This is a genomic window from Kocuria dechangensis (genome assembly GCF_014636775.1).
Lineage (GTDB): Bacteria > Actinomycetota > Actinomycetes > Actinomycetales > Micrococcaceae > Kocuria > Kocuria dechangensis.
This window is the reverse complement of sequence record NZ_BMEQ01000036.1, coordinates 1-26,354: the sequence shown is the minus strand read 5'-3', so window position 1 is coordinate 26,354 and position 26,354 is coordinate 1. Positions and strand designations below refer to the sequence as shown.

27 protein-coding genes, 1 tRNA gene and 2 rRNA genes are annotated in these 26,354 nt (G+C 72.9%); 15 read left to right on the top strand and 15 right to left on the bottom strand.

All coding sequences use genetic code 11. The features are described from left to right. The 4 genes from IEW07_RS18885 to IEW07_RS18870 form a co-directional block, all read left to right on the top strand. A 23S ribosomal RNA gene (locus IEW07_RS18885) occupies nucleotides 1-181 on the top strand; the annotation flags it as partial. Between the two features lie 192 nt (nucleotides 182-373). Continuing rightward, nucleotides 374-490: ribosomal RNA gene (gene rrf, locus IEW07_RS18880) — 5S ribosomal RNA — on the top strand. A 368-nt stretch (nucleotides 491-858) separates the two neighbouring features. Further along, nucleotides 859-1,200 carry a YciI family protein gene (locus IEW07_RS18875; protein WP_188540080.1) on the top strand — a complete coding sequence of 114 codons (342 nt, stop codon included), beginning with the start codon at nucleotides 859-861 and terminating at the stop codon, nucleotides 1,198-1,200. Between the two features lie 316 nt (nucleotides 1,201-1,516). After that, a complete protein-coding gene (locus IEW07_RS18870; protein WP_188540078.1) occupies nucleotides 1,517-1,816 on the top strand; it encodes a hypothetical protein in 300 nt (99 codons plus the stop codon). 82 nt (nucleotides 1,817-1,898) lie between these two features. Here IEW07_RS18870 and IEW07_RS18865 read toward each other — a convergent pair whose 3' ends face one another. After that, complete coding sequence (locus tag IEW07_RS18865; protein ID WP_188540075.1) at nucleotides 1,899-3,311, bottom strand: carboxylesterase family protein; 1,413 nt, start codon at nucleotides 3,309-3,311, stop codon at nucleotides 1,899-1,901. Between the two features lie 101 nt (nucleotides 3,312-3,412). On the opposite strand from IEW07_RS18865, the gene IEW07_RS18860 reads away from it, so the two are divergent. Further along, a tRNA-Gly gene (locus IEW07_RS18860) sits at nucleotides 3,413-3,485 on the top strand. A gap of 151 nt (nucleotides 3,486-3,636) precedes the next feature. Further along, entirely contained in the window at nucleotides 3,637-4,458 is an 822-nt protein-coding gene (locus IEW07_RS18855) for a hypothetical protein (RefSeq protein ID WP_188540073.1), read from the top strand. Between the two features lie 18 nt (nucleotides 4,459-4,476). Here the strand turns inward: IEW07_RS18855 and IEW07_RS18850 are convergent, their stop codons facing one another. Further along, nucleotides 4,477-5,385 carry a hypothetical protein gene (locus IEW07_RS18850; protein ID WP_188540071.1) on the bottom strand — a complete coding sequence of 303 codons (909 nt, stop codon included), beginning with the start codon at nucleotides 5,383-5,385 and terminating at the stop codon, nucleotides 4,477-4,479. 159 nt (nucleotides 5,386-5,544) lie between these two features. Here IEW07_RS18850 and IEW07_RS18845 point away from each other — a divergent pair, with 159 nt between their 5' ends. Further along, nucleotides 5,545-6,030 (top strand): pyridoxamine 5'-phosphate oxidase family protein, encoded by a 486-nt coding sequence (locus IEW07_RS18845; RefSeq protein ID WP_188540069.1) that lies wholly within the window; start codon nucleotides 5,545-5,547, stop codon nucleotides 6,028-6,030. A gap of 86 nt (nucleotides 6,031-6,116) precedes the next feature. On the opposite strand, the gene IEW07_RS18840 is transcribed toward IEW07_RS18845, so the two are convergent. Then, nucleotides 6,117-6,323 carry a hypothetical protein gene (locus tag IEW07_RS18840; protein WP_188540067.1) on the bottom strand — a complete coding sequence of 69 codons (207 nt, stop codon included), beginning with the start codon at nucleotides 6,321-6,323 and terminating at the stop codon, nucleotides 6,117-6,119. A 112-nt stretch (nucleotides 6,324-6,435) separates the two neighbouring features. Between IEW07_RS18840 and IEW07_RS18835 the strand changes: the two genes are divergently transcribed. Next, nucleotides 6,436-6,618 carry a PspC domain-containing protein gene (locus tag IEW07_RS18835; protein WP_188540065.1) on the top strand — a complete coding sequence of 61 codons (183 nt, stop codon included), beginning with the start codon at nucleotides 6,436-6,438 and terminating at the stop codon, nucleotides 6,616-6,618. 27 nt (nucleotides 6,619-6,645) lie between these two features. Here the strand turns inward: IEW07_RS18835 and IEW07_RS18830 are convergent, their stop codons facing one another. The 5 genes from IEW07_RS18830 to IEW07_RS21530 form a co-directional block, all read right to left on the bottom strand. Then, nucleotides 6,646-7,737 carry an NAD(P)/FAD-dependent oxidoreductase gene (locus IEW07_RS18830; RefSeq protein WP_188540063.1) on the bottom strand — a complete coding sequence of 364 codons (1,092 nt, stop codon included), beginning with the start codon at nucleotides 7,735-7,737 and terminating at the stop codon, nucleotides 6,646-6,648. 113 nt (nucleotides 7,738-7,850) lie between these two features. Then, the gene (locus IEW07_RS18825) at nucleotides 7,851-8,747 is read right to left on the bottom strand and encodes an EamA family transporter (protein WP_188540061.1); all 897 of its coding nucleotides are present in this window, start codon (nucleotides 8,745-8,747) and stop codon (nucleotides 7,851-7,853) included. Nucleotides 8,748-8,818: 71 nt separating this feature from the next. Further along, entirely contained in the window at nucleotides 8,819-9,040 is a 222-nt protein-coding gene (locus tag IEW07_RS18820) for a hypothetical protein (RefSeq protein ID WP_188540059.1), read from the bottom strand. Nucleotides 9,041-9,325: 285 nt separating this feature from the next. Next, nucleotides 9,326-10,672: a Na+/H+ antiporter NhaA gene (gene nhaA, locus IEW07_RS18815; RefSeq protein ID WP_188540057.1), complete on the bottom strand. Its 1,347-nt coding sequence runs from the start codon at nucleotides 10,670-10,672 to the stop codon at nucleotides 9,326-9,328. A gap of 351 nt (nucleotides 10,673-11,023) precedes the next feature. Further along, nucleotides 11,024-11,158 (bottom strand): hypothetical protein, encoded by a 135-nt coding sequence (locus tag IEW07_RS21530; protein WP_268235550.1) that lies wholly within the window; start codon nucleotides 11,156-11,158, stop codon nucleotides 11,024-11,026. A gap of 133 nt (nucleotides 11,159-11,291) precedes the next feature. Between IEW07_RS21530 and IEW07_RS18810 the strand changes: the two genes are divergently transcribed. Further along, on the top strand, nucleotides 11,292-12,311 hold the full coding sequence (locus IEW07_RS18810; protein ID WP_188540055.1) for a DUF368 domain-containing protein: 1,020 nt from the start codon (nucleotides 11,292-11,294) through the stop codon (nucleotides 12,309-12,311). 58 nt (nucleotides 12,312-12,369) lie between these two features. Here the strand turns inward: IEW07_RS18810 and IEW07_RS18805 are convergent, their stop codons facing one another. From IEW07_RS18805 to IEW07_RS18780, 6 genes are all read right to left on the bottom strand, one after another. Further along, on the bottom strand, nucleotides 12,370-13,110 hold the full coding sequence (locus IEW07_RS18805; protein ID WP_188540053.1) for a dienelactone hydrolase family protein: 741 nt from the start codon (nucleotides 13,108-13,110) through the stop codon (nucleotides 12,370-12,372). 252 nt (nucleotides 13,111-13,362) lie between these two features. Continuing rightward, the gene (locus IEW07_RS18800) at nucleotides 13,363-13,551 is read right to left on the bottom strand and encodes a CsbD family protein (RefSeq protein ID WP_188540051.1); all 189 of its coding nucleotides are present in this window, start codon (nucleotides 13,549-13,551) and stop codon (nucleotides 13,363-13,365) included. Nucleotides 13,552-13,685: 134 nt separating this feature from the next. Further along, nucleotides 13,686-14,189, bottom strand: coding sequence for a hypothetical protein (locus IEW07_RS18795; protein WP_188540049.1), 504 nt, complete (start codon nucleotides 14,187-14,189; stop codon nucleotides 13,686-13,688). Between the two features lie 21 nt (nucleotides 14,190-14,210). Then, nucleotides 14,211-15,263 (bottom strand): zinc-dependent alcohol dehydrogenase family protein, encoded by a 1,053-nt coding sequence (locus tag IEW07_RS18790; RefSeq protein WP_188540047.1) that lies wholly within the window; start codon nucleotides 15,261-15,263, stop codon nucleotides 14,211-14,213. Nucleotides 15,264-15,347: 84 nt separating this feature from the next. After that, nucleotides 15,348-16,328 carry a hypothetical protein gene (locus IEW07_RS18785; RefSeq protein WP_188540045.1) on the bottom strand — a complete coding sequence of 327 codons (981 nt, stop codon included), beginning with the start codon at nucleotides 16,326-16,328 and terminating at the stop codon, nucleotides 15,348-15,350. Beyond that, a complete protein-coding gene (locus tag IEW07_RS18780; RefSeq protein ID WP_188540043.1) occupies nucleotides 16,325-16,939 on the bottom strand; it encodes a PadR family transcriptional regulator in 615 nt (204 codons plus the stop codon). Before IEW07_RS18780 ends, IEW07_RS18785 begins: the two co-directional genes overlap by 4 nt. Before the next feature lie 170 nt (nucleotides 16,940-17,109). Between IEW07_RS18780 and IEW07_RS18775 the strand changes: the two genes are divergently transcribed. From IEW07_RS18775 to IEW07_RS18765, 3 genes are read left to right on the top strand one after another with little or no spacing between them, the layout of a single operon-like run. After that, a complete protein-coding gene (locus IEW07_RS18775; RefSeq protein ID WP_188540041.1) occupies nucleotides 17,110-18,246 on the top strand; it encodes an aromatic ring-hydroxylating oxygenase subunit alpha in 1,137 nt (378 codons plus the stop codon). Next, complete coding sequence (locus IEW07_RS18770) at nucleotides 18,239-19,240, top strand: PDR/VanB family oxidoreductase (protein ID WP_188540039.1); 1,002 nt, start codon at nucleotides 18,239-18,241, stop codon at nucleotides 19,238-19,240. The genes IEW07_RS18775 and IEW07_RS18770 overlap by 8 nt, the downstream gene beginning before the upstream one ends. Nucleotides 19,241-19,250: 10 nt before the next feature. After that, a complete protein-coding gene (locus IEW07_RS18765; RefSeq protein ID WP_188540037.1) occupies nucleotides 19,251-20,600 on the top strand; it encodes an MFS transporter in 1,350 nt (449 codons plus the stop codon). A 79-nt stretch (nucleotides 20,601-20,679) separates the two neighbouring features. Here the strand turns inward: IEW07_RS18765 and IEW07_RS18760 are convergent, their stop codons facing one another. Beyond that, on the bottom strand, nucleotides 20,680-21,171 hold the full coding sequence (locus IEW07_RS18760; RefSeq protein WP_188540036.1) for a DUF427 domain-containing protein: 492 nt from the start codon (nucleotides 21,169-21,171) through the stop codon (nucleotides 20,680-20,682). Nucleotides 21,172-21,315: 144 nt separating this feature from the next. Between IEW07_RS18760 and IEW07_RS18755 the strand changes: the two genes are divergently transcribed. The 3 genes from IEW07_RS18755 to IEW07_RS18745 all read left to right on the top strand — a co-directional run bounded on the left by IEW07_RS18755 (nucleotide 21,316) and on the right by IEW07_RS18745 (nucleotide 25,814). Continuing rightward, nucleotides 21,316-22,917, top strand: coding sequence for a PucR family transcriptional regulator (locus tag IEW07_RS18755; RefSeq protein ID WP_229741975.1), 1,602 nt, complete (start codon nucleotides 21,316-21,318; stop codon nucleotides 22,915-22,917). A 155-nt stretch (nucleotides 22,918-23,072) separates the two neighbouring features. Then, entirely contained in the window at nucleotides 23,073-24,458 is a 1,386-nt protein-coding gene (gene gabT, locus IEW07_RS18750; RefSeq protein WP_188540034.1) for a 4-aminobutyrate--2-oxoglutarate transaminase, read from the top strand. A 39-nt stretch (nucleotides 24,459-24,497) separates the two neighbouring features. Further along, nucleotides 24,498-25,814 (top strand): Glu/Leu/Phe/Val family dehydrogenase, encoded by a 1,317-nt coding sequence (locus tag IEW07_RS18745; RefSeq protein ID WP_371870246.1) that lies wholly within the window; start codon nucleotides 24,498-24,500, stop codon nucleotides 25,812-25,814. Nucleotides 25,815-26,354 lie beyond the last annotated feature (540 nt).

Genomic DNA, 26,354 nt, shown 5'->3' with positions numbered 1-26,354 from the left:
TTCGGAAGAGATAACCGCTGAAAGCATCTAAGCGGGAAGCTCGCTTCGAGATGAGATTTCCACGCACCTTCGGGTGCGGAAGGCCCCCAGCTAGACCACTGGGTTGATAGGCCGGAGGTGGAAGCACGAACCAACGACGTGCGCAGCCGACCGGTACTAATAGGCCGACAACTTACACCACACCCCACCCCCCATCCCACGGCAACGTGCGGGAGGGACACCGGTGGGAACACCTCAGAACACCGCGTCCACTATACGGCTCCCAACCAACAACCCCCCGGGAGCACAACCGAATACCGCCCACCACGGGCGGGAACCACGTCACAGATGTCCCCGACACCACCACCCGGTGGTGGTGCGGCGGAAACAGAGTTACGGCGGTCATAGCGTGGGGGAAACGCCCGGTCCCATCCCGAACCCGGAAGCTAAGACCCACAGCGCCGATGGTACTGCACCCGACAGGGTGTGGGAGAGTAGGACACCGCCGGACCACACCAAGGGTCGAGCCCCCGCACCACACGGTGCGGGGGCTCCCCGCATTTAACAGCCCCTCCGGGTCGCGCCGGCTCCGCGGGGCTGCGCGATTCGGTTGCGCCTCACCCGCCAGGCTCATCCAGGCGAGGCCGGCGGCCCCCTCGGTGAGGCGGGCCCGGACTCTCCCCATTCAGAGCCCGACCGAGCGTGGCGATTTCGGTCAGCGCGGCAGGGACACCGCTGTTGGCCGAGTCGATCAGCTGCTGCATCAGCTGCTTGCCCTGACCAGATGTCGGGCGCCGGAGCCATAATCGGACCGGGCACCAGAGTGTTGCCGCAGAGAAGAGCCGACGGATGGCGCCGCCGGAGCAGAGGAGTCCTCGAATGACGAAGTTTCTCATCTCGTTCCCCAGCGAGGCCATGGTGCTCGCCGAGGAGGACTTCGAGGCGGTGGTCGAAGCCTCGCATGCCGTCATCGACGAGGCCAAAGCGGCGGGCGTGTACGTCTTCGGCGGTGGGATCGATGAGGACGTAGACCCGGTGCTCGTGGCCGGTGACGGCACCGTCACCGAGGGCACGTACCCAGGGCACAGGGTGCCCAACGGCGGCTACACCGTTCTCGAGCTGCCCTCACGGGAGGCGGCACTGGAGTGGGCCGCGAAGATGGCCGTCGCATGCCGCTGCTCGCAAGAGGTGCGACAGTTCCACTACGACCCGGCCAGCTGACGAGGGAAACCTCTGCCAGGATCGGTCGTGCGTAAGATACGACCGGGCTGGATGCGGATTGTCGCCCTACCCGACCACCGACGCGCCGACCAGCTCTACATCGTCAACTGCGAAGAGCCCAATATCCCGCGGCGGCACCTCATGTCGAATGCGCTCCTGCGGGAGGGGCAGGGGAATGTCACACTTGCTGGACGGCCGCGCCCGTCCGACCGGAGGCCCACCTGCGAGGACGGCCGTTCGGGTACGGTGCCGCGCCGGAGAGGCTCGATGTCACAGCCTTGTGCCCGCCCGCCGGTGTCCGCCTAGCGTGGAGGGCATGTCACAAAGCAAACGCATCCGACAGATCGCCGCCGCCTCCGCCCTGGTGCTGGGTGGCTCCGTGGCCACTGCGGGCCCGGCCCAGGCCTCGACCGACAGCTCCTGCTATTCCTTCAACAAGGACACTCCGGCCTGCGGCTGGGACGGTCCCCCGGCGCCGTCGACCGGGACCTGCTCCGGTGGAGTGGCCCTGGCGGTCGGCGGAGCCATCTTCCCGCCCTCCTGGGCGGGCCTGGCATGGGGTGTCGCGTCGGGGTCCTACACCCTGGCCACTTCGTGCGGGAACGTGTTCCGCTAGACCCGTCCCCGAGTGCCTATGGCCACGGAGGGGCGCCCCGTCCTGCTAGCCCTTCCGCCGCTGCGACCCTGCGGCAGCGTCGTCAGCTCTTCTCGGCACTCCCGGATTCGGCCGAGGACTTCCGGGGCTTTCCGAGGGCCCTCAGCAGGTGCGGCAAAGGTGCTCCGCCGACGCGCCGGTAGCGCAGGACGCCGGGAATGCGGCCGGAGTCCCCGAGGGGCTCTCCGCGGGCGAAGTCGGCCCACAGCCGGCGCACCTCCCGGCCGCGGGCGTCGAGGTCCTCCCAGGCGGCACCGGCGAGCAGGCCGGTATTCGCCCAGGTCTGCTCGTCGCCGAACAGCAGCGGGAGGTCGATCGTGTGCGCGGCGCCGAACCGGTTGCCCGGCGCGGCCCAGGAGATCACATAGGTGTGGGCCGTGCCGCCGGCGCCGGCGTGCCGCCTGGCGAACCGGCGGATGTCCCGGGTGTAGACCGCTGAGGTCATCCGGGCCACCATGGCGCGGTGGACCAGCGGACCGACGAGCGGGAGGCGAGCCCATCGGTGCAGGGCGGGCCCGGCCGGGATGAAGAGCCGCGCCTCCTCCGAGGTCCGGCCGATGAGGACGTCGATCTGCGGGGCCGTCCTGTCCCATGCCTCGTCGATCTCCTCCTCGTCCGGAAGGGGGTGGTGCCCGTACTGGGTGCCGAACGGCATCCCGCCCATGAGGCCGAAGGGCGCGGCGTGCTTCGCGACCTCGGTCTGCAGCGCCACCACCTCCTCGGCCGGGGTGTCCGCGGTGACGGCTTCCGCTGCGTGTGCCGTGGCCGCGTTCATCTCCTGGCGGCCGCGGGCGATGCCCAGCGGGGGGCTCTGCAGAATGGCGCGGCGGAACAGCGAGGTGGCCTCGGGCAGGGCCATGAGGTGGGCGACGGCGTCGGCCCCGGCTGACTGGCCGAACGCGGTCACGTTCTCCGGGTCCCCGCCGAAGGCGGCGATGTTGCGCCGCACCCAGCGGAACGCCTCGAGCTGGTCGAGCAGCCCCAGATTGGCCGGACGGTGCTGCCCCGAGCCCAGGTAGCCGAACAGCCCCAGCCGGTAGGTGACGGTCACGACCACCACGCGCTGCTCGGCCACCAGCCGGGCCGGGTCCATGATCGGGGCGTCCCCGGCCCCGGTGGTGTAGGAGCCGCCGTGGATCCAGACCATCACGGGCAGCTTCTCGCCGGCCCGGAGACCCGCCGGAAGGGTCACCGACAGCCGCTGGCAGTTCTCGTCCCGCGGGAGCCCGGCGAGGGAGTCGCCCAGGACCTCGGCGAGGAAGGGCGAGTGCACCTGCGGGCAGGCCGGGGCCGGGTCCGTGGCGGAGAACGGCTCCGCCCAGTCCCCGACCGGGACGGGCGCGGCGAACCTGGAAGCCGTGGCATACGGGATGCCGGTGGCCCGGACGACGTCACCGTCCCGCCGGCCGTGCACCGGTCCGCAGGGCGGCGTGAACGTGGGCGTGGTGGTGGTCATGCTCTCTATCTACCAGAAACCGGAGCAGGAGCGGAGGGTGGCCGACAGCGCCTCCGCGATCAGGTAATGTAATCCCTCGGTTCCTGCTGGAGCCACAGAACGCGGCAGTAGCTCAGCTGGTAGAGCGCCACCTTGCCATGGTGGAGGTCGCGGGTTCGACTCCCGTCTGCCGCTCGTCCCGTCCCGCATCGCTGTGATGCTCGACGAAAACCGCCCCGACCTGGATTCCAGGTCGGGGCGGTTTTCGTCGTGCAGTTCCGGGGTGTTCCCGGTCGATGCGCGACTACAATGGGAGCCCAGCATCATGGGTTTCGGGGGATCCGCCATGAAGAACATCGAGCGCTCCAACGCCGCCGTCGTCGGTCTCGTGCTGATCGCCGCGGTGGTCCTCGTCGCCCTGTTCCGCTTCCTCGTCGTCGGCGGCCTGGTGGTCCTGGGCCTGGCCCTGATCGGTGCGCTCGTCTGGGTGAACATCGACGCCAGCAGGAGCCAGGCCTGCACCGTCCCGGGACCCACGCTCGACGACGCCGCGGGCGGGCACCAACCGGACGACGGCCGGCAGACCGGGCAACGGGCTGTGGAGCGGGCACGGGAGATCGGGGCGTCCAACATGCGCACCGCCTGGATCTCCTGGTACCTCAAGTCGCTGCCCGATCAGGAGAGCATCAGGGACCCCCGTCTCCTCACCGGGACGCTGGCCGTGGTGCCCCAGGCGGACTGGGACGTGGACCGGCTCCGGCAGCACGGCCGGGCCCTGTGGACGCTGCGCGCCAGTGCGCGGGTGCACGGCCTGCTGGGGCACGTGGACGCCCGCCTGGACCGTGTGGTCGCCATGCTCTCCGACCGGACCGACGACGAGTTCGACACCAGCCTCGGCCAGGTCAACGACCAGTACCTATACCACCCGGACCGGCAGGTCCGTACCGCCTACCTGGAGGGCGGGTCCCTGGGCGTGGAAGCCATCATGGACGCCGTGACCGCCGCCCGGACCCAGGCCCGCGAGGACGCCGCCACGAAGGCCGCCGCGGACTCCCTGGCCCGGCAGCGCAACGCGGCGCTCAGGGCCTTGCGCGAGACCTACCGGCCCACCGAGGGCCGGGACGCCCACGCCGCCTGGGACGAGCAGGCCAAGCGCCTCGACCAGTGAGGCTCCAGGTCGTCGGGCTCAGAGCACGAAGATCAGCAGGACGATGATGCCCACGATGACCAGCCCGAGGATGCCCCAGTTGCGGAAGCCGGCGGGGTCGTCGTCGGGAACCCCCGGTCCCGCGGGCGGGGGCCCGCCGGCCCGGCCGAACACCGGCTGCCGGGGCTGCGGCTCCTGGCCGGGCACGGGAGCCTGGCCGGGCGCGGGGGTCGCCCCCCAGCGCGGGGCCTGGGGCATGTCCGACGGCGGGGCGCCCCACCGCGGCGCCCCGGTCCCGCCGGCGGTCGGCGGTCCCGTCAGCGGCGCCTGGGGGCCGGGCAGGACCTCGCCCGACACCACGGGCCCGTCCTGACGCGGCCGCCGCTCGGCCTCCTTCAGCACCGCCACGAAGCGCTCCAGCTCCGGGGAGCCGTCGTACTCCCGTGCCAGCAGCCGCTCGGCACGGCGGCGCACCTCGGGGTAGACGCGGCCGTCGTCGTCGATGCCCAGATCGCGTGCGGCCTCCGCCAGGACGGTCGGGGGCTGTTCCGGCACGGGCCTGGTGGCCCACTCCAGCAGCCCGGTCATCAGCGGCCGCTCGAGGACGGGCGCCATGGCGGCCCGCGCCCCCGGCACCTTCGCGAGCTCCAGCAGGCCCCGGGGCGGCGCCGACGGGCTGCCCGGCACGTCGGCCGGCAGCTGAGCGGCCTTCTCCAGCCAGAACCTGTCGTCGAACAGGGTGGCGAGCAGCACGGCCGCCGCGAGACGGTCGGGGTCCTCGACCGCGGAGGCCGCGTCCGCCGGGGCCTCGGCCCAGTGGGCGCCCAGCGCCTGCCGCGCGGGCTCGCCGGCCAGGCGGATCCGCAGCTGGACCTCCTCGGGTCCGCGCACGGTCTCCGCCGGGTGCTCCACCGCGTGTCGCACCTGCGGGTCCAGCTCGAAGTCCATGGGAGGCACCTTCCGTCGTCGTCCGTGGCCTCCATCGTCTCAGAGGTTGGGGCCGGGCGCCCGGCGGATGAAGACCATGAACCCCTCGTGCCGCCTGTGGTCCGGCTCATAGACTGGCCGTCCGAGCGAGATCCGAAGCCCACTGAGAAGAGGACTGCCATGACCGACCGGAACGACGGCGCCGAGAAGGTGCGCAAGCTCATCAAGAAGACCCACATCGCCATGCTCAGCCACGTGGACGCCCAGGGCAGGATCATCTCCAAGCCCATGGCCACCCAGGACGTCGACTTCGACGGGACCGTGTACTTCATCGCCGAGCGCAGCTCCGACCAGGTGCGTGACCTCGAGCAGCGGCCCGCCGTGAACGTCGCCTACGCGGCCGACGACGCCTGGGTCTCCCTCACCGGCACCGCCCGCGTGGTCAACGACGAGGCCAAGCTGAAGGAGCTGTGGGACAGCTTCACCGGCGCGTGGCTGGAGGGCGGGCCCGAGAACCCGAACAACGTCCTGATCGAGATCACCGGCGACTCCGCCGAGTACTGGGACACCCCGGGCGGCGGGAAGATCACACAGGTGGCCAACCTCCTCAAGACCAAAGTCACCGGCCGGACGATCAAGGGGGACACGGGCGTCGTCGAGCTCTGACCCGCACGACCTCCCACGGCACGCGAGCAGCCGCCCGGTCCTCGAGGACCGGGCGGCTGCTTCCGTGCGGTGTCCGGAGGGTGGGCTCAGCCGTTTTGGGCGGGATCGGTGCTCTCGCCGAGGATGTCGTCCAGGGCCTCGCGCACGGCCTGCCGGGTCGCCAGGCGCACGCTGGCGGCGCCCTGCTTGTCGGCGGTGTCGGCGTCCGCGATGCGCTGACGCTCCTCCCTCTCCTGCTCGAGCGCGTGGTCGCGCGCCGTGCGGATGCGGCCCATGATGTCGTTGGCGTCCATGGCTCCAGCCAACCACGGATCGGCGGATTTCGACAGGGGGCTGATGATGTGGGGCGGGCGTCATCCTCCGACATGCGGGACGCGCCCCTGCGGTCGTGGATAGGATCCGGGCATGACTGGTCAACTGGTTCGGCCCCGCCACGGCAAGCTGATCGGCGGCGTCTGCGCCGCCCTGGCCGCACGGTTCGGCCTGCCGAAGTTCCTCGTCCGCCTCGGCTTCGTGATCTTCGGGCTCGTCGGCGTCGGGGAGCTCGTCTACATCGCCCTGTGGATCATCATCCCGAAGGAAGCCTGACCCCACGGCGGGCGTGCGCTCACGGGATCAGCCCGCCGCCCGGCCCAGCTCGGCGTCGTGGTGCAGGTCCCCGGGGATCCGTCCCTCCAGGACCGTGCGCGCGAGGGCCTCACCCAGCGCGGGCGCCTGCTTGAACAGGTTGTGCCCGGCCACCGCGGTGAGCCCGTCCTCCGACCAGATCCCGACGCCGTCGTCGCCCCACGGCAGCCGCGTCACCCAGCAGTGCACGTGGTCGACCGGGGCGGGGTCCAGGCCCGGGAGGGCGCGTTCCACGTACGCGACCGTGCGCTCCACCAGCGCCGCCAGGGCGGCGGGATCGGCGACACCGCCGTCGGGGTGGGCGCCCGTCGTCTCGCTCAGACCGACCGAGTAGTGCCGGCCGTCCGGGTACGGCGCCGCGTACACGCCGGTCTCGCCGAAGGCGCCGCTGCCGTCCTGGAACGTCGGGAGCCCGTGGCCGGCCCGGGCGCGCACCGCGAACGTGACGCGGACGTGGGCGCCCAGCTCCACGGGCAGGGACAGGCCCGCTCCGCGCGCCAGGGGAGCGGTGCCCCGGCCGGCGCAGAGCACCACGTGGTCGTGGGCGTCGACGCGGGTCCCGGTGCGCACCTCCATCCCGTGGGGCGTGCGCCCCACCGACAGGACGTGGTCCTGGACCGTCGCCCCGCGCAGCCGGTCGGCCAGCGCGCCGACGGCGGCGAGGGTGCGGATGGCGCCGCCGTCGACGTCGAGCATCGCCGGACCCGTGTAGCCGGCGAGCAGGGGCAGGCGGTCGTGCAGCTCCTCGGGCGCCAGGCGCCGGACCGGGACCTCCGGGAAATCCTCCAGCACCCGCAGCTTGTCCTCGACGCCCTCGCCGATCGCCACGGCGCCGTCGGGGGAGACCAGCTCGACGCCGAGGTCGCGCTCCCACTCCCGCCACAGGGAGCGGCTGCGGGCGACCAGCGCCACCAGCCGGGGGTCCTCGTGCGCGTGCCGGAAGATCCGGGACTGCCCGGCGGACTGCCCGCCGCCGGGGGCGCCGGACTCGTAGAGCACGACGTCGGCCCCTCGTTCCCGCAGCGTGTACGCCGCCGAGAGCCCGACAATGCCTGCGCCGATCACTGCAACCCGAGTCATGAGGCCAATGTAGCGGTGCGCCCCGCCGGGGCTCAGGCGCCGGAGTGCTTCAGGCCCGGTGGGCTCAGGGCGTGCTGGGCTCAGAGGGCGCTGCGCTCAGGGGGATGCTGCGCTCAGACGCCGGTGCGCTCCGGCGTCCCGGCCTCCGGGGTGCCGCCCACCATGACCACGGCGCTCGCCGCCACGACCAGGCCCATGCCCAGCAGCTGCAGCGGCGCGAGGCCCTGGTCGAGCACCAGCAGCCCCGCCAGCGCGGCGACCGCCGGCTCCAGGCTCAGCAGGATCCCGAAGACGGCCGGCGGGATGCTGCGCAGGGCCAGCAGCTCGAGCGAGTAGGGGAGGACCGAGGACAGCAGGGCGATGCCCACGCCGCCGGCCAGCACGCCCCACGTCAGGGCGGGAGCGTGGGCGGTGGCGACGCCCAGCGGGGTGACGAGGACCGCGGCCACCACGAGCGCGACGGCGAGCCCGTCCAGCTGGTCGAAGTGCCGGCCGGCCGACCGGCTGCCCAGGATGTAGGCCGACCAGCCCGCTCCGGCCAGCAGCGCCCACACGATGCCGGTGAGGTCCAGCTCGTGCCACGGGACGGTCAGCGCCTGCGAGATCAGCACGACCCCCGCGAGCGCCGCGGCCACCGCCGCGACGTCCCGCAGCCGCCGGGACAGCACCGCGGAGAGCGCGAGGGGGCCCAGGAACTCGACGGTCACCGCCACGCCCAGCGGGAGCGTGGCGAGCGACTGGTAGAACGCGAAGTTCATGCCCGCCAGCGCGGCCCCGAAGAACAGTCCCGCCCGCCACGCCTCCCGGCTCCGGCCGCGCAGCCGGGGCCGGATGACGGTCACCATGAGCAGGGCGCTGATGAGCAGGCGCATCGTCACCGTGGCGGACGCGCCGATCAGTGGCACGAGGACAGCGGCGAGGGCGCCGCCGAACTGGACGGAGACGACGGCAGCCAGCACGTACGCGATCGGGCGCACGCGGGTGCCAGTGGAGGGGGCGAGGGTGGTCACCCGACCAGGGTAGGGGGCAGGCCCGGGAACCGTCCGGTTCCCGGGCCTGAGCCTGTGCCCGGCGGGTCGCCTCAGGCGGCGAGGGCCAGGGGCGCGGGCCGCATGCGGCAGTCCTCGAAGGGGAACAGCCGGCGGACCCCCGTGCCGGCCTCGAGGATCCAGAGCACGCCCAGGTGCGGTGCGACCTGGCCCACCGTGCCGACGTAGTGCTCGTAGAACTCGTCCCAGATCTCGATCCGGTCTCCGGGGTGGATCGCAGCCAGATCACTGATCCACGTCTCAGCAGCGGTCATGGCGCCACCTCCTGTCCAAGTCATGTCGTCTCTTCCGTGTCGTGTCGTGCTGACCCTTCAATGATGAGGCCGCAGTGTGGCCGGAAGGTTTCCGGGGCGCCCACGGCACCCGCTGAAGGTGTTGAGATCCGTCACATCGCTCCGGGCCGTCAACTCCCAGTGGTTGCCGTTGAACGGGGGCGGAGGCAGGGGTGTGACGGCCGTCCCTCCCGCGCGGGTGAGCATGAACACGTCGTTCACATGACGTCGTCCCGTGAAGCGGCCCCGGATCCCGGACCGCAGCGGTCAGGCGTCGCGGTCGTGCTCGTAGACGTCGGGGATGCCGTCGGCGTCGGCGTCGATGGACTCGAGCTTCTCGATCATGCGGTAGCGGCGGTTCCGGGAGCGCAGCAGCACGCCGGCCAGCAGGGCCGCGAGCACGGAGGCGGTGAGGATGGCGACCTTGGCGTAGTCGGCCTCCGCGCTGCCGTGGGGGAAGCTGAGCTCGGAGATCAGCAGGGAGACGGTGAACCCGATCCCGGCCAGCAGGGCGATCCCGACCAGGTCGATCCACTGGTAGGAGGGGTCCAGGCGGGTGCGGGTGATCTTGGTGATCGCCCATGTCGCGCCCACGATCCCGATCGGCTTGCCCAGGACGAGTCCGGCGACGATGCCGAGGGTGACCGGGGCGGACAGGGCCGTGGTGAAGCCTTCGACCCCGCCGATCGCGACCCCGGCGGAGAAGAACGCGAAGACCGGCACCGCGATGCCGGCGGAGATGGGGCGGAAGCGGTGCTCGAAGATCTCCGACAGGCCCGGCCCGGCGGTGGGCCCGCCACTGGCCTGGCTGCGGATCACGGGCACGGCGAAGCCCAGCAGCACCCCGGCCACGGTGGCGTGGATCCCGGAGGCGTGGACCAGGGCCCACACCGCCGCCCCCAGGGGCAGCAGGATCGCCCACGCCGCCCAGGAGTGCAGGCCGAAGAACCGGCGGTGCTTCTGGGCCAGGAAGGCGTAGAGCGCCAGCGGCACCAGTGCCCACAGCAAGGGATTGGTGTGGACCTCGTCGGTGTAGAAGATCGCGATGATGGAGATCGCCAGCAGGTCGTCGACCACCGCCAGCGTCAGCAGGAAGATCCGCAGGGCGGACGGCAGGTGGGAGCCGATGATGGCCAGCACCGCCACGGCGAAGGCGATGTCGGTGGCGGTGGGGATCGCCCACCCGCCCGTCGTCTCGGGGGTGGTGGCGTTGACCGCGGCGTAGATCAGCGCAGGAACGGCGACACCGCCCACGGCGGCGACCACCGGCACGACAGCCTTGGACGGCCGGCGCAGGTCCCCGGCGACGAACTCGCGCTTGAGCTCCAGGCCGACGAGGAAGAAGAACACGGCCAGCAGCCCGTCGGCCGCCCACGCCCCCAGGGACAGTTCCAGGTGCCAGGGCTCGTAGCCGAACTCGTGGTCGCGCAGGGCGAAGTAGCTCTCGGCGAAGGGCGAGTTGGCCCAGACGATGGCGATCGCCGCGGCGGCGACCAGCAGGATGCCGCCGACGGTCTCCTTGCGCAGGATCTCCCCGATGCGCAGGGCCTCGGCGTAGCTGCCCAGGCCGAGGGTGGGACTCTTCGACGGAGGGGACGGTGATTCGTGGGTCATGGCTGCTCCTGATGTGCCGGGTCGGTGAGGGAGGGCGCCGTGCAGCGCGGATAGCTCGTGCCGGGGCGCAGCGGCCCGGCCCGGATCATCGGTGCGACCGGGGTCTGCGCACGGCGGCCCGACGGAGGCAGCGGGATCAGAGGGCGGGCCGCCACGGAGGCCCGCTGCCGGGTGAGGCGGCACGGGTCCTGCGGCGGGGGCTTCCCCGGTGCGGCGAGAACGGCCGGACGGGGGGCCGGAACAGAAGAGGAGAGCATGGATGTCCCTCGGTCCGAAGGGTCGCTGGACCACCGGAGACTCGGTCCGTCCGGCGCGCCGTGGGGCGCCGCGGGACGCGGGTCCGGTGCGGGGTTACAGACCGTTGGAGGGAGGGAAGCCTGCGAGCATGGCGCCCCAGGAGGTGATGTGACCGTTGGTCCCCGGATGCGGGAGCGCCCAGAACACCGGTGTGAACACCGGGGCGTAGAGGGGGCTGGTCGTCGTCACCCCTCGATCCTACCAAGGCTCTCTGCCCTGCTCCCCCGGCGGCTTCCTGCTCGCGGGAGGGCGGGGCCGGGACTTGCCGGGTGCCCCGCTACGCTGGCACCCGTCCCCGCTTCCCCTTCCCCAGGAGCAGACCGTGACCCCGTCCTCAGCCCCGGACCCCGCATCCGCCCCCGCGGCCACCAGCCCTCCCACGACCGTGCCCCCCGCCGAGGCGCCGGTGCGGCGCAGCCTCCCCGGCAACGTCGTGCGCGGCGCCCTCATCGGCGTGGTCGAGACCGTCCCCGGCGTCAGCGGCGGCACGGTGGCCCTGGTGGTGGGCATCTACGACGAGCTCATCAACTCCGCCGGCCACGTCGTCTCCGCCGCCAAGCGGCTCCTCCTCGGCCCCGACCGGGCGGCCGGCTTCCGGGAGCACCTGGCGGCCGTCCAGTGGCGGATCGTGATCCCGGTGGTGATCGGGATGGTCGCGGCCCTGCTGACCGTGGCCGGGCCGATGAGCCACCTCGTCGAGGACCACCCCGTCGTCATGCGGGCGCTGTTCTTCGGGATGGTGCTCGCGTCGATCGGCGTGCCGCTGCGGCTCGCGGGCGGGGCGCTGCGCGCCCGCGAGGGCGCGGTCGTGGCCGTGGCGGCCGTGCTCGCCTTCGTCCTGGTGTCGATCCCGCCGACGACGGTCGCCCCGGCGCCCGTGCTGATCGTGCTCGCGGCGATGGTGGCCGTCTCCGCGCTGCTGCTGCCCGGGCTCTCCGGGTCCTTCCTGCTGCTCACCATCGGTCTCTACCAGCCCACGCTGCGCGCCGTCGACGACCTCGACATCGGCTACCTCTCGCTCTTCTTCCTCGGTGCGGCCCTGGGCATGGTGGTCATCGTCAAGGGCCTGCAGTGGTTGCTGAACCACCACCACCGCGTCACGATGCTGGCGCTGACCGGGCTGATGCTCGGTGCGCTGCGCACTCTGTGGCCGTGGCAGCTCGAGGACCGCACCCTGCTCGCCCCCGAGGGGGACTGGTGGGTCCAGCTGCTGGCGGCCGCGGCCGGCGCCGCCGTCGTGCTGCTCCTCCTGGTGGTCGACGCCCGGGTCCGGGCCCGCACCGGCCACGGCATCCAGGAGGAGGTCCGCGGAATCGAGGGCCCCGAGGACGAGCGCCCCTGACCCCGTGCCCCGGCCCCCGGATCCCTGAGGGCGCGGGGCGGGGCGCCGGCCCGCACGGTCAGTCCGCCGGGGGCGCGGGCTCCCGCAGATGGCGGTCGAAGAAGGCGACGATCCGGCGGCGCGCGTCCTGCGTGGCGGGCTCGTCGTAGGCGGTGCCCGAGAACCTGCCGAGCACCCGCAGCAGGCGGGGGAGGTCGGCGGGGTCGTGGTCGTTCATGAAGCCGTGACCCACGCCGGGGTAGACCTTGATGTCGTGCTCGACGCCCTTCTCGGTGAGGATCCGCTCCAGCCGCTCCGCAGCCTTCGCGCCCATGGGCGTGGTGTCCGCGCCGCCGTAGCTGCCCACCACGGGGCAGGCGGCGCCCAGCCACTCGGCGGCGTCCTCGGGGCACCCGCCGTAGTTGGTGCTCGACGCCGCGAAGCCGGGGTCCGCCGCCAGCGCCAGCGCGTAGCCGCCGCCCATGCAGAAGCCGATCACGCCCATCCGCCCCGTGCAGTCGCTGCGGCCGGCCAGCCAGGAGCGGGCGGCCTCGACGTCGTCGAACGTGCGGCCGCGGCGCGCGCCGATGTCCCGGAAGATCGTCCGCAGGCAGCGCAGCCGGCCGCCCCACCAGAACAGGTCCGGCGCGGCGGCCAGGAAGCCCTCACCCGCGAGCCAGTCCGCCTGCCGGCGCAGGTCCTCGCTCATGCCCGTGAAGTCGTGCACCAGCACGACCCCCGGCCACGGCGGCGGAGCGTCGGGCGCCGCCACGTAGAGGGGCATCTGTCCGTGCGGGGTGGGGATCAGCGTCGTCGTCATGGCTTCTTCTCCCGGGCGGCGGTGGTTCCCGAGTCTGGCACCCGCAGGCTCCCGCCGCCAGGGGTCGTCTTCTGCAGGTCCACTGTCCCGAGGGGTCGCCTCCTGTCGCTATAAGGCACATATTCCGCCGGAACGCGACCCCTCGCGGCAGGGGTGGGCGGAACGCGAACCCTCGCGGCAGGCGGGGCGCAGACACGGAAGGGCCCCGGCGTCGGGATCGACTCCGGGGCCCTCCGTGGGACGGCGCTGCTCTCAGCGGCCGTCGGTGAAATTCTTGGCCGCGTCCTTGACCTTCTCACCGGCCTGCTTGGCGTCGGCAGATGCCTTGTCCGCAGTGCCCTCGGCCTGCAGATCACGGTTGTCCGTGGCGTCTCCGAGCTTCTCCTTGGCGGTGCCGGAGGCCTTCTGCGCGGCGTTCTCCATCTTGTCTCCGAGTCCCATGGGCTCTCCCTTCGGTCGGTGAACAGGTGATACCAGAGTAGACCCGTCAGCTTGCTGAGGGAACAGGCCCAAGCCCCCGGCAGCACACTTCACCCCACAGCGAACAGAGGCCGTTCGGGGGACGGGCGGGACGGTCAGCGCTCGGGGACGTCGAGGCCGGCGCCGGCGACCCGGTCGCGAAGCCACCCGGGGATCCTCCGGTCCATCCGCCGGTACCGGTGCAGGTGGCGCCGGTACTCCTCCGGGGCGACGGGGTGGGGCGCGTGCGCCGGGAGGAGGGGCTCGTCGTCGTAGTTGAGGATCAGCTCCACGCCCGGCCGGGACCAGCGCCGCTCGGCCACGGTGACGATGAGCGTGGCCGAGAGCCACGTCCCGTCCACGAGGTCGGCGTAGTCCTCCTGGAGCGCGCGGGCCATCCGGCGCGGGGCGCTGCGCAGGCCGGCGGCGTCCACGGGGTGGAGGACGGTGGCGCCTCCGCGCACCTCGCGGACCTGGAGACGGACGTCGCGGCCCACGCTGAGGACGTCGAGCACGAGCGCGTCCCAGCCCGGGTCGGCGCCGTGGGCGCGGGTCAGCCAGCGGGTGAGCCGGTCGATGGTCTTCCGCTGCCGGTCGTTCCGCAGTCTGTCGTTGCCCACGGCGCACACGCTAGCAAGACCTCAGTCCGCCGTGATGACCACCTTCACCGCCCGGTGCTGCGCGGCGTTGCCGAACAGCTCGTAGGCCTCCTCCATCTGGGACATGGTGAACCGGTGCGTGGCCATCGCCCGGGCGTCGAGCCGGCCCGAGCGCACCATGTTGAGCAGGCTGCCCACGGTCCGGCAGTCCACGAGGCCCATGTTGATCCGGACGTTGGAGATCCACAGCTCGTTCAGGGGCAGCTCGACCGGCTTGCCGTGGACGCCGGCGTTCGCCACGGTCCCGTAGGGCCGCACGACGTCCAGGCACATGGTGAAGGTCTGCGGGACGCCGACGGCCTCGATCGCCACGTCCACGCCGAGTCCGTCGGGGGACAGGGCCTTGATCTTCGCGACGGCGTCGGGATCGCCGGCGTTGACCTTGTCCGTGGCGCCGAGCTCCAGCGCCTTGTCCATCCTGTTCTCGTCGAGGTCCACGGTGATCACCCGCCCGGCGCCGCAGAGGTTGGCGGTCATGACGGCGCCCAGGCCGACCGGCCCCGCGCCCACGATGGCGACCGTGTCGCCGGGCTTCGTGTTGCCGTTGAGGATGCCGATCTCGAAGCCGGTGGGCAGGGCGTCGGTGAGGAACAGGACGTCCTCGTCGTCGAGGCCCTCGGGGACCTTGTGCACGGAGGTCTCCGCGAACGGGACGCGCACGTACTCGGCCTGCGTGCCGTCGATCAGGTGGCCGAAGACCCAGCCCACCCCGCCGAGCGTCTGGCAGTGGGACGGCTGGTTGTTCTTGCAGTATGAGCACTTCCCACAGTTGGTGATGGCGGGGATGATGATCCGGTCCCCGGGCTTCAGCCCGGTCACGGCGTCGCCGACCTCGGTGACCGTGCCGATCGCCTCGTGGCCCAGGATCCGGCCGTCCGTGACGGCCGGGACGTCGCCCTTGAGGATGTGCAGGTCGGTGCCGCAGATGGTGGTCGTGTCGACCTTCGCGATGACGTCGGTGGGATCCCGCAGGACCGGGTCGGGGACCTCCTCCCAGGCCTTGTTGCCGGGTCCGTGATAGACGAGCGCCTTCATGGGGAACCTCCTCGGTCGGCGGACCGGCGGGCTGCCCGTCCGCTCGTCCTCATCCTAGGCAGGAGGCTCCCGGCGGGGACGGGATCACTGGTATGAGACGAACCAGGGCTTCGGCTCGATCGCGAACGTCTGCTCGGGGGTGAAGGTGGGCGTGTCCTCGTCGTAGAAGTTCTTCCACGCCATCCGGATCCCCGGCGGCAGGCCCTGCTGGAGGCGCGCCCAGGTGCCCATCTTCAGCTCCGGGGTGCCGTGGCCGTCGGCGTGCAGCACGAGCGCCAGCTCGGGGTGGGAGGTGTCCACCAGGTGCCGGTCGGTGATCATCGACTCCGCGAACTGGTGCAGGATCAGCACCTTCTGCGGCAGCCCGTTCTCGCGGGTCAGCTCCGCGAGCCACTCCGTGGTCGCGTTGATCTCCGCGGCGTCCACCGAGCCGATCTGCACCATGTGCACCTGGTCCGAGCCCAGCCGCCACTCCGGGTCCAGGGCGAGGCCCACGTTCGGCAGCTTCAGCAGCTCCTCGTACTGCTGCGCCTGGCTGGTGAAGTCCTGCCGGCCCGGCTGGAGGTCGAGGACCACGTAGACGTCGTGCTCGGCGGCGGTCTCCACGAACGGGCGCAGCTCCTCGACGGTCAGCTCGTCCGAGTAGTCACCGTCCGGACCGGGCTCCGCGGACGCCGTGGTCGTGATGATCTCGAACGCCGGGATCACCGGCTCCGCGCTGTGGGGCGCGTACTGCGCCGCGAGCGCCTCGGCGCGGGCGACCGACTCTTCCGGGCCCTGCTCGCCGAGCACGCCCAGCGCCGGCATGCCGGGGCGGCCGTACAGGGCCACCATCCGCCGCCCGGGGAACACCTGGGTGCCCCCGCCGATCAGCTCCGGGGGCCTCTCCGGGGTGGGGGTGGGGGACGGCGTCGGGGACGGGGGGACGGGCGACGACGACGCGGCGGTCCCGCTGCCGGGGGACGTCGCCGCGGCGCCGGAGCCGTCCTCCGGGCCGCACCCGGTGAGGAGCAGCGCGGCGCCGAGGGCGGCCGCGAGCAGGGGGGTCAGGGCGGAGCGGGTCATGGCGTGTCCTCGTCGTCGGGTCCGGCCGGCTCGCCGAGCTCCTCGAGCAGGCGCAGCCCGCGCCGCGCCCACTCGATCTCCTGCTCGGCACGGGCCACCTGGCCCTCGTAGGCGTAGATCTTGAAGCGGGTGATCCGCTCCCACTGGTCCTCGGGGTAGGCCGCCAGGCGGCGGGCCAGGGTGGGGTTGGTGTGGTCCTCGATGCCGCGGATCTGCTCGAGGGCCTGGCGCCGCTGCTCCTCGTAGTGGGCGACGTGGGCCCGCAGCTGCGCGGCCGCCGCCCCCGGGCCGGCCCACTCGAAGTAGGCGGCCTTGAGGTGGGCGGGGTCCCGCTCCCGGACGTAGGCCAGGGGCCGGTCCTGCCACTCGCGCAGGGCCTGCGCCCCCTCGGGGGTGATCGTGTACTCCGTCTTGGTCGCCCCGCGGGAGCCCCACGGCACGGGCCGGCTCGAGAGCAGGCCCTCCGCGTGCAGCTTCCGCAGCTCCGGGTAGATCTGGGAGTCCGGGGCGTGCCACACGTGGCCCACGGAGGTGCTGAACTGCTTCACCACGTCGTAGCCGGTGAGCGGGCCCGAGGACAGCAGTGCCAGCAGGGCCGAGCGCAGGCTCACGGGACGCTCCTTTCAGGTCGGCGGTGCGTCGCCTCCGAGCCTAGCGGGGCGGGGAGGGAAAAAAGTGTTGCGACTCACTATCAACATAGGTATTGTGTGTTCCACGCCACTCACTATCTCCATAGTCAGTGGGTCCTGCTCATCCGCACCGCCCAGCAGAGGACCGCACCATGACCGTCTCCGCGACGAGGACCACCACGACCGCGAAGCTCCTGTCCCACCCCCTCAACGCCTGGTACGTCGCCGGGTGGGACCACGAGATCACCGCCAAGGGCATCGTCTCCCGCACGGTGGCGGACCGCCCGCTGGCCCTGTACCGCACCGAGGACGGGCGCGCCGTGGCGCTGGCCGACGCCTGCTGGCACCGGTTGGCGCCGCTGTCCCAGGGCAAGCTGGTGGGCCGCGACGAGATCCAGTGCCCGTACCACGGCCTGCGCTACAACTCCGCCGGGCGGTGCACCTCCATGCCCGCGCAGGAGACGCTGAACCCCTCGGCCACGGTGCCGTCCTTCCCCGTGGTCGAGCGCTACCGCTACGTGTGGGTCTGGCTCGGCGACCCCACGCTGGCCGACCCCGCCCTGGTGCCGGACATGCACCAGCTGGACAGCCCCGAGTGGGCCGGCGACGGCGAGACCATCCACGCGCCCTGCAACTACCAGCTCGTGCTCGACAACCTCATGGACCTCACCCACGAGGAGTTCGTGCACTCCTCCTCGATCGGCCAGGAAGAGCTGTCCGAGGCCGAGTTCGAGGTCACCCACGACGAGCACTCCGTGACCGTGAGCCGGTGGATGCGCGACATCGAGGCCCCGCCGTTCTGGCGGAAGAACATGCGGGACAGGTTCCCCGGCTTCGAGGGCAGGGTGGACCGCTGGCAGATCATCCACTACTACTTCCCCTCCACCATCTGCATCGACGTGGGGGTCGCCGAGGCCGGGACCGGGGCGCCCGAGGGCGACCGCTCCCGCGGCGTCAACGGCTACGTCATGAACACGATCACCCCGGAGACGGAGCGGTCCTGCCACTACTTCTGGGCGTTCATGCGCAACTACCGGCTCGACAGCCAGCTCATCACCACGCAGCTGCGCAACGGCGTGCACGGGGTGTTCGGGGAGGACGAGGAGATGCTGCAGGCCCAGCAGAGGGCCATCGACGCCAACCCGGACTACGAGTTCTACAACCTCAACATCGACATGGGCGGGATGTGGGTGCGCCGCCTCCTCGAGCGGGCGCTGGAGGCCGAGGGCCGCCTCGCCGCCGCCCCGGCCGGCCCCGCCGGCGCCGGAGGAGGGACCGAGCGTGGCTGATTCCCATCACGAGGTCTGGCAGAACGCCGTGGTGCACGCCGTCGAGGACGTCGCCGCCGGCATCCGCCGGATCGTCCTGCGGCCCGAGCTGCCGCACCCGGCCCGGCCCGGCGAGCACGTCGACGTCCACGTGACGATCGACGGGACCGTGCAGGTGCGCTCCTACTCCGTGGTCGACGCCGCCGACGACGGCACCGAGCTGGCCATCAGCGTCTTCCGGTCCCCGAACTCCCGCGGCGGCTCCGTGTTCATGCACGGTCTCGAGCCCGGGCAGGTCCTGGAGATCACCCAGCCGCTGCAGAACTTCCCGCTGCGCGTGGGCGCGCCCGCCTACGTCCTGCTGGCCGGCGGCATCGGCATCACGGCGATCGCCGGGATGGCCGCTCTGCTGCGCCGGCTGGGGGCGGACTACCGCCTGGTCTACGTGGCGCGCTCGCGGGCCGCGATGGCCTACCTCGACGATCTCGCCGCCCTGCACGGCGACCGCCTCGAGGCCCACGTCGACGACGAGGGCACGTCGCTGGACGTGCCCGCCCTGGTGGCCGGGGTCCGTGAGGACGCCGAGCTGTACATGTGCGGGCCGATCCGGCTCATGGACGCGGTGCGCCGCGCCTGGGCGGACCGCGGGCTCGACCGCACGAGCCTGCGCTACGAGACGTTCGGCAACAGCGGGTGGTTCGAGGCCGAGCCGTTCACCGTCCGCATCCCGCGGCTGGGCGTCGAGGCCGTCGTCGACTCCGACGAGTCCATGCTCGAGGCCCTGGAGCGCCAGGGCGTCGACATCATGTCCGACTGCCGCAAGGGCGAGTGCGGCCTGTGCCAGGTCACGGTCCTCGCCCTCGACGGCCGGATCGACCACCGCGACGTGTTCTACTCGGACCGGCAGAAATCGGCCGGCGCGAAGATGTGCTGCTGCGTCTCCCGCGCGGTCTCCGCCGAGGCCGGGGCCGCCCCGGACGCCGGACCCGCCGTCCTCACCATCGACGTCCCCTGAGAGGTTCTCCATGGACATCCGACACCAGATCGACGCATCGAAGATGTCGTCCTACCAGTGGCTCATCATCGGGGTGGCCACCTTCCTCAACGCCCTCGACGGCTACGACGTCCTGGCCATGGCCTTCACGGCCACGTCCGTGACGCAGGAGTTCGGCCTCTCCGGCGCCCAGCTCGGCTGGCTGCTCAGCGCCGGCCTGATCGGCATGGCCGTCGGCTCCCTCGTCCTCGGCCCCTTCGCGGACCGGTACGGGCGGCGGAACATCCTCGTCCTGGCGCTCGCCGTCAACGCCCTCGGGCTGTTCCTCTCCACGACGGCGGGATCCGCGTTCGAGCTGGGGCTGTGGCGGGTCGTGACCGGCCTCGGCGTCGGCGGCATCCTCGCCTCCGCCACGGTGCTCACCAGCGAGTACGCCAACGCCCGGCGCCGCGGCATGGCCGTCAGCATCTTCACCGCCGGCTACGGCGTCGGCGCGACGCTCGGCGGCATGGGCGCGACCCAGCTCATCCCCGCCTTCGGCTGGCGCTCCGTGTTCCTGACCGGCGGCCTCCTCACCCTCGTGGCGATCGCCCTGGTGCTCGCCGTGCTGCCCGAGTCCGTCGACTACCTCCGCACCCGGCGGCCGGAGAACGCCGTCGCGAAGCTCAACCGCATCGCCCGGCGCATCGGCCTCGACGGGGACGTCGAGCTGGGCCCCGCCCCGGTCTCCACCGGCAAGGAGCAGAGCAGCGTGGGCCAGCTGCTGAACAGCCGCTACCGCACCGCCAGCATCCTGCTGTGGATCTCCTTCTTCGTCATCATGTTCGGCTTCTACTTCGCCAACTCCTGGACGCCCCGCCTCCTCGTGGAGTCCGGGATGACCGAGCAGCAGGGCATCATCGGCGGGCTCATGCTCACCATGGGCGGCACCTTCGGCTCGCTGCTCTACGGCGTGCTGACCACCAGGTGGGACGCGCGGCTGACGCTCATCGTCTTCACGCTGCTCTCGGCCGTCACCCTCGTCCTGTTCATCACGACCACCTCGATCCCCGCGCTGGCGTTCTCCAGCGGCGTGGTCGTGGGCATGCTCATCAACGGCTGCATCGCCGGGCTCTACACGGTCGCCCCGATGACCTACGAACCGGGCATCCGGACCACCGGCGTGGGCTGGGGGATCGGCGTCGGGCGGGCCGGGGCGATCCTGGCCCCGATCGTGGTGGGCGCCCTGCTCGACAGCGGCTGGAGCCCCACGCAGCTGTACATCGGCGTGGCCGTGGTCGTGGCCCTCGCGGCCCTGGCCCTGCTCCGGCTGCGGCCCTACGAGGAGCCCGCGGTGCGCGACGGCGCTCCGCGGCGGACCGAGCCCTCCGCGAGCAGCTGACCCCGGGCGCCAGCAGCCGACCCCATGCCGGCGGGCGGGTCGCCACCCACTGGGGTGGTGACCCGCCCGCCGGCTCGGCTCACCACCCCCGGGTGCCGGGTGCGCCCTTGAACGGGCCGACCACCCGCGAGGTGATCCAGCCGCCGTAGAACCCGCCCTCCTGCGGCAGCACCGTCTCGCCGTCGACCACGCACCGGTCCACGAGCCCCGGCATCAGGGCCACCCGGTCCCGCAGGGACTCGTAGCCGGCGCGCGGGGCGGGATAGGCCCACGCCGCCCGGGGCGCCGTCCGGCGGCCGCCGCGCACGTCGAACCACGCCGCCTCGCCCTTCCACTCGCACCACGTGCTCCCGTCGGCCGGGACGAGGGAGCCCTCGGCGAACGCCTCCCGGGGCAGGTAGTAGGTGGGCGGGTGGCTGGTCTCCAGCACGCGCACAGCGCAGGAGGTGTCGGCGATCCGCACCCCGCCCAGCCACACCTCCACCCGCTCGGGGCTGGGCTCCACCCGGGGTGGCCGGGGGTAGTCCCACGCGGACTCCTGGCCGGGGCCGGGGACAACGGGACGGGGCATGCTGCCTCCAGGGCTCGACGGGTGCTCTGCACCAGCATGAGCCCGCCGGTCGCGGGGCACAACGGGTCCCCGGTCCGGGTGGCGTGCCAGGGGGCCGGGACAGGGGGCCGGGACAGCGGGCCGGCGCGGCGGGCCAGTACAGTGGTGACCCCGCCCACCCGCCCCCAGGAGGACCCGCCAGTGATCACGGTCGCCCAGGTGCTGGGACTCCACGGCCTGGGCCTGCGGCCGCTCGTCACCGGGGACACGTCGCTGCCGGTCAGCTGGGTCGCCACGAGTGAGCTGACCGACCCCACGCCCTACCTCAACGGCGGGGAGATCATCCTCTTCACCGGCCTCACGAGCCCCACCGCCCGCCCCGCCTGGGAGGACTACGTCCGCCGGCTCGCCGACCGGGGGGTCGTGGCCCTCGGCACGGGCGTCGGCGGGCGCCTCACGTGGGACCGCGTCCCGGAGGAGCTGACCGCGGCCGCCCGCGGCGCCGGCCTGACCCTCTTCGAGGTCCCGGAGCGCACGCCCTTCCTGCGCATCATCCAGGAGGTGGCGGGCCTGCGGGCGGCCGAGGAGCGCACCGCCCTCGAGACCACCCTGGCCCACCAGCGCGCCCTCACCCGGGCGGCCACGGCCGTCGACGGCTCGGTCCAGGTCCTCCGGGCCCTCGCCGCGCTGCTGCCCGGCGCCTGGGCGGCTGTGTGCACCGCCGACGCCGAGATCCGGGAGCGCTCCGCGCCGGGGACCCCCGCGCTGCCGTCGGACCTGAGCCTCGAGCAGCTCGTGGGGCGCCTGCGCGGCGCCGGGCTGCGCGGCTCGCTGAGCGAGTCGGGGCCGCGCGGCGGCGTCGTCGTCCATCCCCTGGGCGTCCACGGCGACCCGGACGGCTACCTCGTCGTGGTCCTGCCCGGGCCCGTGGAGCGGGCGCAGGCGGCGACGATCACCACCGCCGTGGCGCTGCTGTCCCTGCACGCCGAGCGCACCGCGGAGCAGCGCCTGTCCCGGCGCCGGATCCGGGCCGGGGCCCTCGCGCTCCTGCTGGGCGGCGACGTCCGCGCCGGCGACGCCCTCCTCGCGGTCGCGGGGGACGACGCCTGGGGCGGCACCGTCCGGCGGGTCCGCGCCGTCCGCCTCCGCGGGGGCCCCGAGCGCACGCGGGAGGCCCTCCGGCGGCTCGAGGCCCACGCGGAGCGCACCGGCCACCGGGTCCTCGCGGGCACCCCGGCGCCCGGGGGCTCCGGGAGCTCCGGGGAGGAGGACACCCCGGTCCTCGTGGAGGACGCGCCCGCCGTCCTGGCGGCACTGCGCCGGATCGTGGAGCTCGCGGACCTGCGCGCGGGCATCGGGGGCAGCGCGGCGCTCGACGACGCCGCCACCAGCCACGGCCAGGCCCTCGACACGCTCGAGCGCACGGCGGCCCGCCAGCGGATCGGCACGTGGGACGACGTCGTGGCCGGCGGCGTCGCCGGGCTGCTGCCCCCGGAGCCGGCCCGCGCCTGGGCCCGGGAGCTGCTGGAGCCGCTGACCTCGCAGGGGCCCGCGGGGGAGCGGCTGCTGGCGACCCTGCGCGTCTTCCTCACCCACAACGGCAACCGCCGCCAGACGGCGGAGGACCTCGGCGTCCACCGCAACACCCTCCTGCACCAGCTGCAGCTGGTCGAGAAGGCTCTCCGCCGGTCCCTGGACGACCCCCAGCTGCGCGCCGACCTCTGGATCGCCCTCCACCTGCCGGGAGATCAGCAGGCGCCGTCGTAGCCCGCGGCACCCCGCGGTGTGCCGCCTGTCACTGTCATTTCTGCACATTCTCAGCAGATATTCTGGGCATCTTTTCTGCCCGTGCCTGCCTAGGGTCGGAGCAACAGGCCGCGGAACGCCGCGGATCCCCGTTCCCCTCCGAAAGGCAGGCAGTCATGGCCCCCACCCTCAGCACTCCCACCGCCCTCCCGGCCCTCGAAGCCCGGCTGCCGCAGCGCCGGGAGCTGGTGACGGAGGTCCCCGGCCCCCGCTCCCGCGAGCTGCAGGAGCGCCGCGCCGCGGTGGTGCCCCGCGGCGCGGTCTCGAGCATGCCGGTCTACGCGGAGGACGCCGACGGCGGCGTCATCCGCGACGTGGACGGGAACTCCTTCGTGGACCTCGGCTCCGGCATCGCCGTGACGAGCGTCGGCGCCTCCGCGCCCGCGGTGGTGGCGGCCGTGCGCGAGCAGGTCGAGCACTTCACGCACACCTGCTTCATGGTCACCCCCTACGAGGGCTACGTCCGGGTGGCCGAGGAGCTCGCCCGCCTCACCCCCGGCGACCACGCCAAGCGCACCGTCCTGTTCAACTCCGGCGCCGAGGCCGTGGAGAACGCCGTCAAGATCGCCCGCCTGGCCACCGGCCGCCAGGCCGTGGTCGTCTTCGACCACGCCTACCACGGGCGCACCAACCTCACCATGGGCCTGACCGCCAAGACCATGCCCTACAAGACGAACTTCGGGCCCTTCGCCCCGGAGATCTACCGGATGCCCATGAGCTACCCGTACCGCGAGGAGAACCCGGCGCTGACCGGTCCCGAGGCCGCCCGGCGGGCCATCTCGCAGATCGAGAAGCAGATCGGGGCGGGCTCCACCGCGGCGATCCTGATCGAGCCGATCCAGGGCGAGGGCGGCTTCATCGTCCCCGCGGAGGGCTTCCTGCCCACCCTCGCCGACTGGGCGCGCGAGAACGGCGTGGTGTTCATCGCCGACGAGGTGCAGTCCGGCTTCTGCCGCACCGGCGCCTGGTTCGCCTCCGAGCACGAGGGCGTGGTCCCCGACCTGATCACCATGGCCAAGGGCATCGCCGGCGGCATGCCCCTGTCCGCCGTCACCGGCCGCGCGGAGCTGCTCGACGCCGTGCACCCCGGCGGCCTCGGCGGCACCTACGGCGGCAACCCGGTCGCCTGCGCCGCCGCCCTGGCGACCCTCGACACCATGCGCGAGCTCGACCTCGCCGGCCGCGCCCGCGCCATCGAGGCCCTGGTGGTGCCGCGGCTCCGGGCGCTGGCGGAGGAGCTGGGCGGCGCGCAGGGCCCGATCGGGGACGTCCGCGGCCGCGGCGCCATGCTCGCCGTCGAACTCGTGAAGCCCGGCACCCAGGAGCCGGACCCCGAGACCACCAAGGCCGTGGCCGCCGCCTGCCTCGCCGAGGGCGTGCTGATCCTCACCTGCGGCACCCACGGCAACGTCATCCGCCTCCTGCCGCCCCTCGTCATCGACGAGCAGCTGCTGGGCGACGGCCTCGACGTGCTCGAGACGGCCATCCGCGCCGCCGTCTGACCCTCCACCCACCACCCGCACCTCAACGGAGGACCACCCGTGAGCACCCACCTTCTGTCCCCGTCCGGCACCGCGCCGACGGACACCGCGCCGACCGGCACCGCCCCGGCCGGCACCGACGGCCCGCTGGCCGACGCCCAGTCCCAGCTGGCCTCCGCCGTGGCCACGCTGGGCTACGAGTCCGGCCTGCACCGGCTGCTGGCCGCTCCGCGCCGGGAGATGACGGTGAGCGTCCCGCTGCGCCGCGACGACGGCAGCGTCGAGATCCTCACCGGCCACCGGGTCCAGCACAACTTCTCCCGCGGCCCGGCCAAGGGCGGACTGCGGTTCGCGCCCAACGTGGACCTCGACGAGGTCCGCGCCCTGGCGATGTGGATGACCTGGAAGTGCGCCCTGCTCGACGTCCCCTACGGCGGGGCCAAGGGCGGGGTGCGGATCGACCCGCGCCACTACTCCCAGGGCGAGCTCGAGCGCGTCACCCGGCGCTACACCTCCGAGATCCTGCCGATCATCGGCCCGGAGAAGGACGTCCCGGCACCGGACATCGGGACCGACGAGCGGACCATGGCCTGGATGATGGACACCTACTCCGTCTCCTCCGGCTACACCGTGCCCGGTGTGGTCACCGGCAAGCCCGTGAGCCTGGGCGGCTCGCTGGGCCGGTCCTCGGCCACCTCGGCCGGGGTCGTGCACATCGCCCTGGCCGCCCTGGGACACCTGGGGCTGGCGCCCTCGGCGACGACGGCGGCGGTGCAGGGCTTCGGCAAGGTCGGCGCCGGGGCCGCGCAGTACCTGGCCGAGGCCGGGGTGCGCGTCGTGGCGATCTCCGACCAGTACGGGGCGCTCCACCACGAGGGCGGCATCAACGTCCCCGCCCTGCAGCAGCACGTCGAGGCCACCGGCTCCGTGGTCGGCTTCGCCGGCGCCGAGCCGCTGGCGGCGGCGGAGCTGCTGGAGCTGGACGTGGACCTGCTGGTGCCCGCCGCCGTGGAGGGCGTGCTGCACGCCGGCAACGCCCCCCGGGTGCGGGCCCGGATCGTCGTGGAGGGCGCCAACGGCCCCACCACGGCCGTCGCCGACGAGATCCTCACGGCCAACGACGTGCTCGTGGTGCCCGACATCCTGGCCAACGCCGGCGGGGTGATCGTCTCCTACTTCGAGTGGGTGCAGTCCAACCAGGCCTACTGGTGGTCCCGGCAGGAGGTCGACGACCGCCTGGAGGCCCGGATGCTCCAGGCCTGGGAGGGCGTGCTGGCCACGGCGGCCGCCCGGGGGCTCACCCTGCGCGAGGCCGCCACCGTCACGGCGGTCGAGCGCGTGGCCGACGCCCACCTCACCCGCGGTCTCTACCCCTGAGCACCCCCGCAGCACACCGGCACTGCGTCGTGCCGGTGTGCTGCCGCCCGGCCCTTCTCTGCACACCTCTTCTCTGCACAACGAGGGAGAACACACCATGAAAACCGCTGTCGCTCCGACCGCGCCTGCTCCCAGGTCCGCGCCTGGGTCCTCGCCGGCCATGACCCCGCACCACGGCTCCGACCTGCGGGGACAGCTCGCACCGGGAGCCGATGTCTGCTCGGACGGGCTCTCCTCCATGGACTGCCCGTTCTGCTGGGGTCCCGAGAGCGACTGACCACGGGCGGGCCCGGTGCGGTCGCCGGGCCGGGCGGCCGCACCCCTGCTGCACATCCCCTGTGGCACACCCCATCCAACACATCCCTGTGACGCACGCCGGGGCACCGGTGCCCTGCGTCGAGTACGAGAGGCTTCATCGATGAGCATCACGGACAAGGCCCCTGCGGCCCCCCGCACCACGAGAAGGATCGACCAGGACAGGATCGAGGAGGTCCTGGGCAGGACCCCGAAGGGCCTGCTGATCAACGGCCAATGGCGCGA

Excerpts from the sequence above, each read along its gene's own strand:
- IEW07_RS18875 (WP_188540080.1), top strand. The coding sequence starts at position 859 with ATGACGAAGTTTCTCATCTCGTTCCCCAGCGAGGCCATGGTGCTCGCC.
- IEW07_RS18870 (WP_188540078.1), top strand. The coding sequence starts at position 1,517 with ATGTCACAAAGCAAACGCATCCGACAGATCGCCGCCGCCTCCGCCCTG.
- IEW07_RS18865 (WP_188540075.1), bottom strand. The coding sequence starts at position 3,311 with ATGACCACCACCACGCCCACGTTCACGCCGCCCTGCGGACCGGTGCAC.
- IEW07_RS18855 (WP_188540073.1), top strand. The coding sequence starts at position 3,637 with ATGAAGAACATCGAGCGCTCCAACGCCGCCGTCGTCGGTCTCGTGCTG.
- IEW07_RS18850 (WP_188540071.1), bottom strand. The coding sequence starts at position 5,385 with ATGGACTTCGAGCTGGACCCGCAGGTGCGACACGCGGTGGAGCACCCG.
- IEW07_RS18845 (WP_188540069.1), top strand. The coding sequence starts at position 5,545 with ATGACCGACCGGAACGACGGCGCCGAGAAGGTGCGCAAGCTCATCAAG.
- IEW07_RS18840 (WP_188540067.1), bottom strand. The coding sequence starts at position 6,323 with ATGGACGCCAACGACATCATGGGCCGCATCCGCACGGCGCGCGACCAC.
- IEW07_RS18835 (WP_188540065.1), top strand. The coding sequence starts at position 6,436 with ATGACTGGTCAACTGGTTCGGCCCCGCCACGGCAAGCTGATCGGCGGC.
- IEW07_RS18830 (WP_188540063.1), bottom strand. The coding sequence starts at position 7,737 with ATGACTCGGGTTGCAGTGATCGGCGCAGGCATTGTCGGGCTCTCGGCG.
- IEW07_RS18820 (WP_188540059.1), bottom strand. The coding sequence starts at position 9,040 with ATGACCGCTGCTGAGACGTGGATCAGTGATCTGGCTGCGATCCACCCC.
- nhaA (WP_188540057.1), bottom strand. The coding sequence starts at position 10,672 with ATGACCCACGAATCACCGTCCCCTCCGTCGAAGAGTCCCACCCTCGGC.
- IEW07_RS18805 (WP_188540053.1), bottom strand. The coding sequence starts at position 13,110 with ATGACGACGACGCTGATCCCCACCCCGCACGGACAGATGCCCCTCTAC.
- IEW07_RS18800 (WP_188540051.1), bottom strand. The coding sequence starts at position 13,551 with ATGGGACTCGGAGACAAGATGGAGAACGCCGCGCAGAAGGCCTCCGGC.
- IEW07_RS18790 (WP_188540047.1), bottom strand. The coding sequence starts at position 15,263 with ATGAAGGCGCTCGTCTATCACGGACCCGGCAACAAGGCCTGGGAGGAG.
- IEW07_RS18785 (WP_188540045.1), bottom strand. The coding sequence starts at position 16,328 with ATGACCCGCTCCGCCCTGACCCCCCTGCTCGCGGCCGCCCTCGGCGCC.
- IEW07_RS18775 (WP_188540041.1), top strand. The coding sequence starts at position 17,110 with ATGACCGTCTCCGCGACGAGGACCACCACGACCGCGAAGCTCCTGTCC.
- IEW07_RS18765 (WP_188540037.1), top strand. The coding sequence starts at position 19,251 with ATGGACATCCGACACCAGATCGACGCATCGAAGATGTCGTCCTACCAG.
- IEW07_RS18760 (WP_188540036.1), bottom strand. The coding sequence starts at position 21,171 with ATGCCCCGTCCCGTTGTCCCCGGCCCCGGCCAGGAGTCCGCGTGGGAC.
- gabT (WP_188540034.1), top strand. The coding sequence starts at position 23,073 with ATGGCCCCCACCCTCAGCACTCCCACCGCCCTCCCGGCCCTCGAAGCC.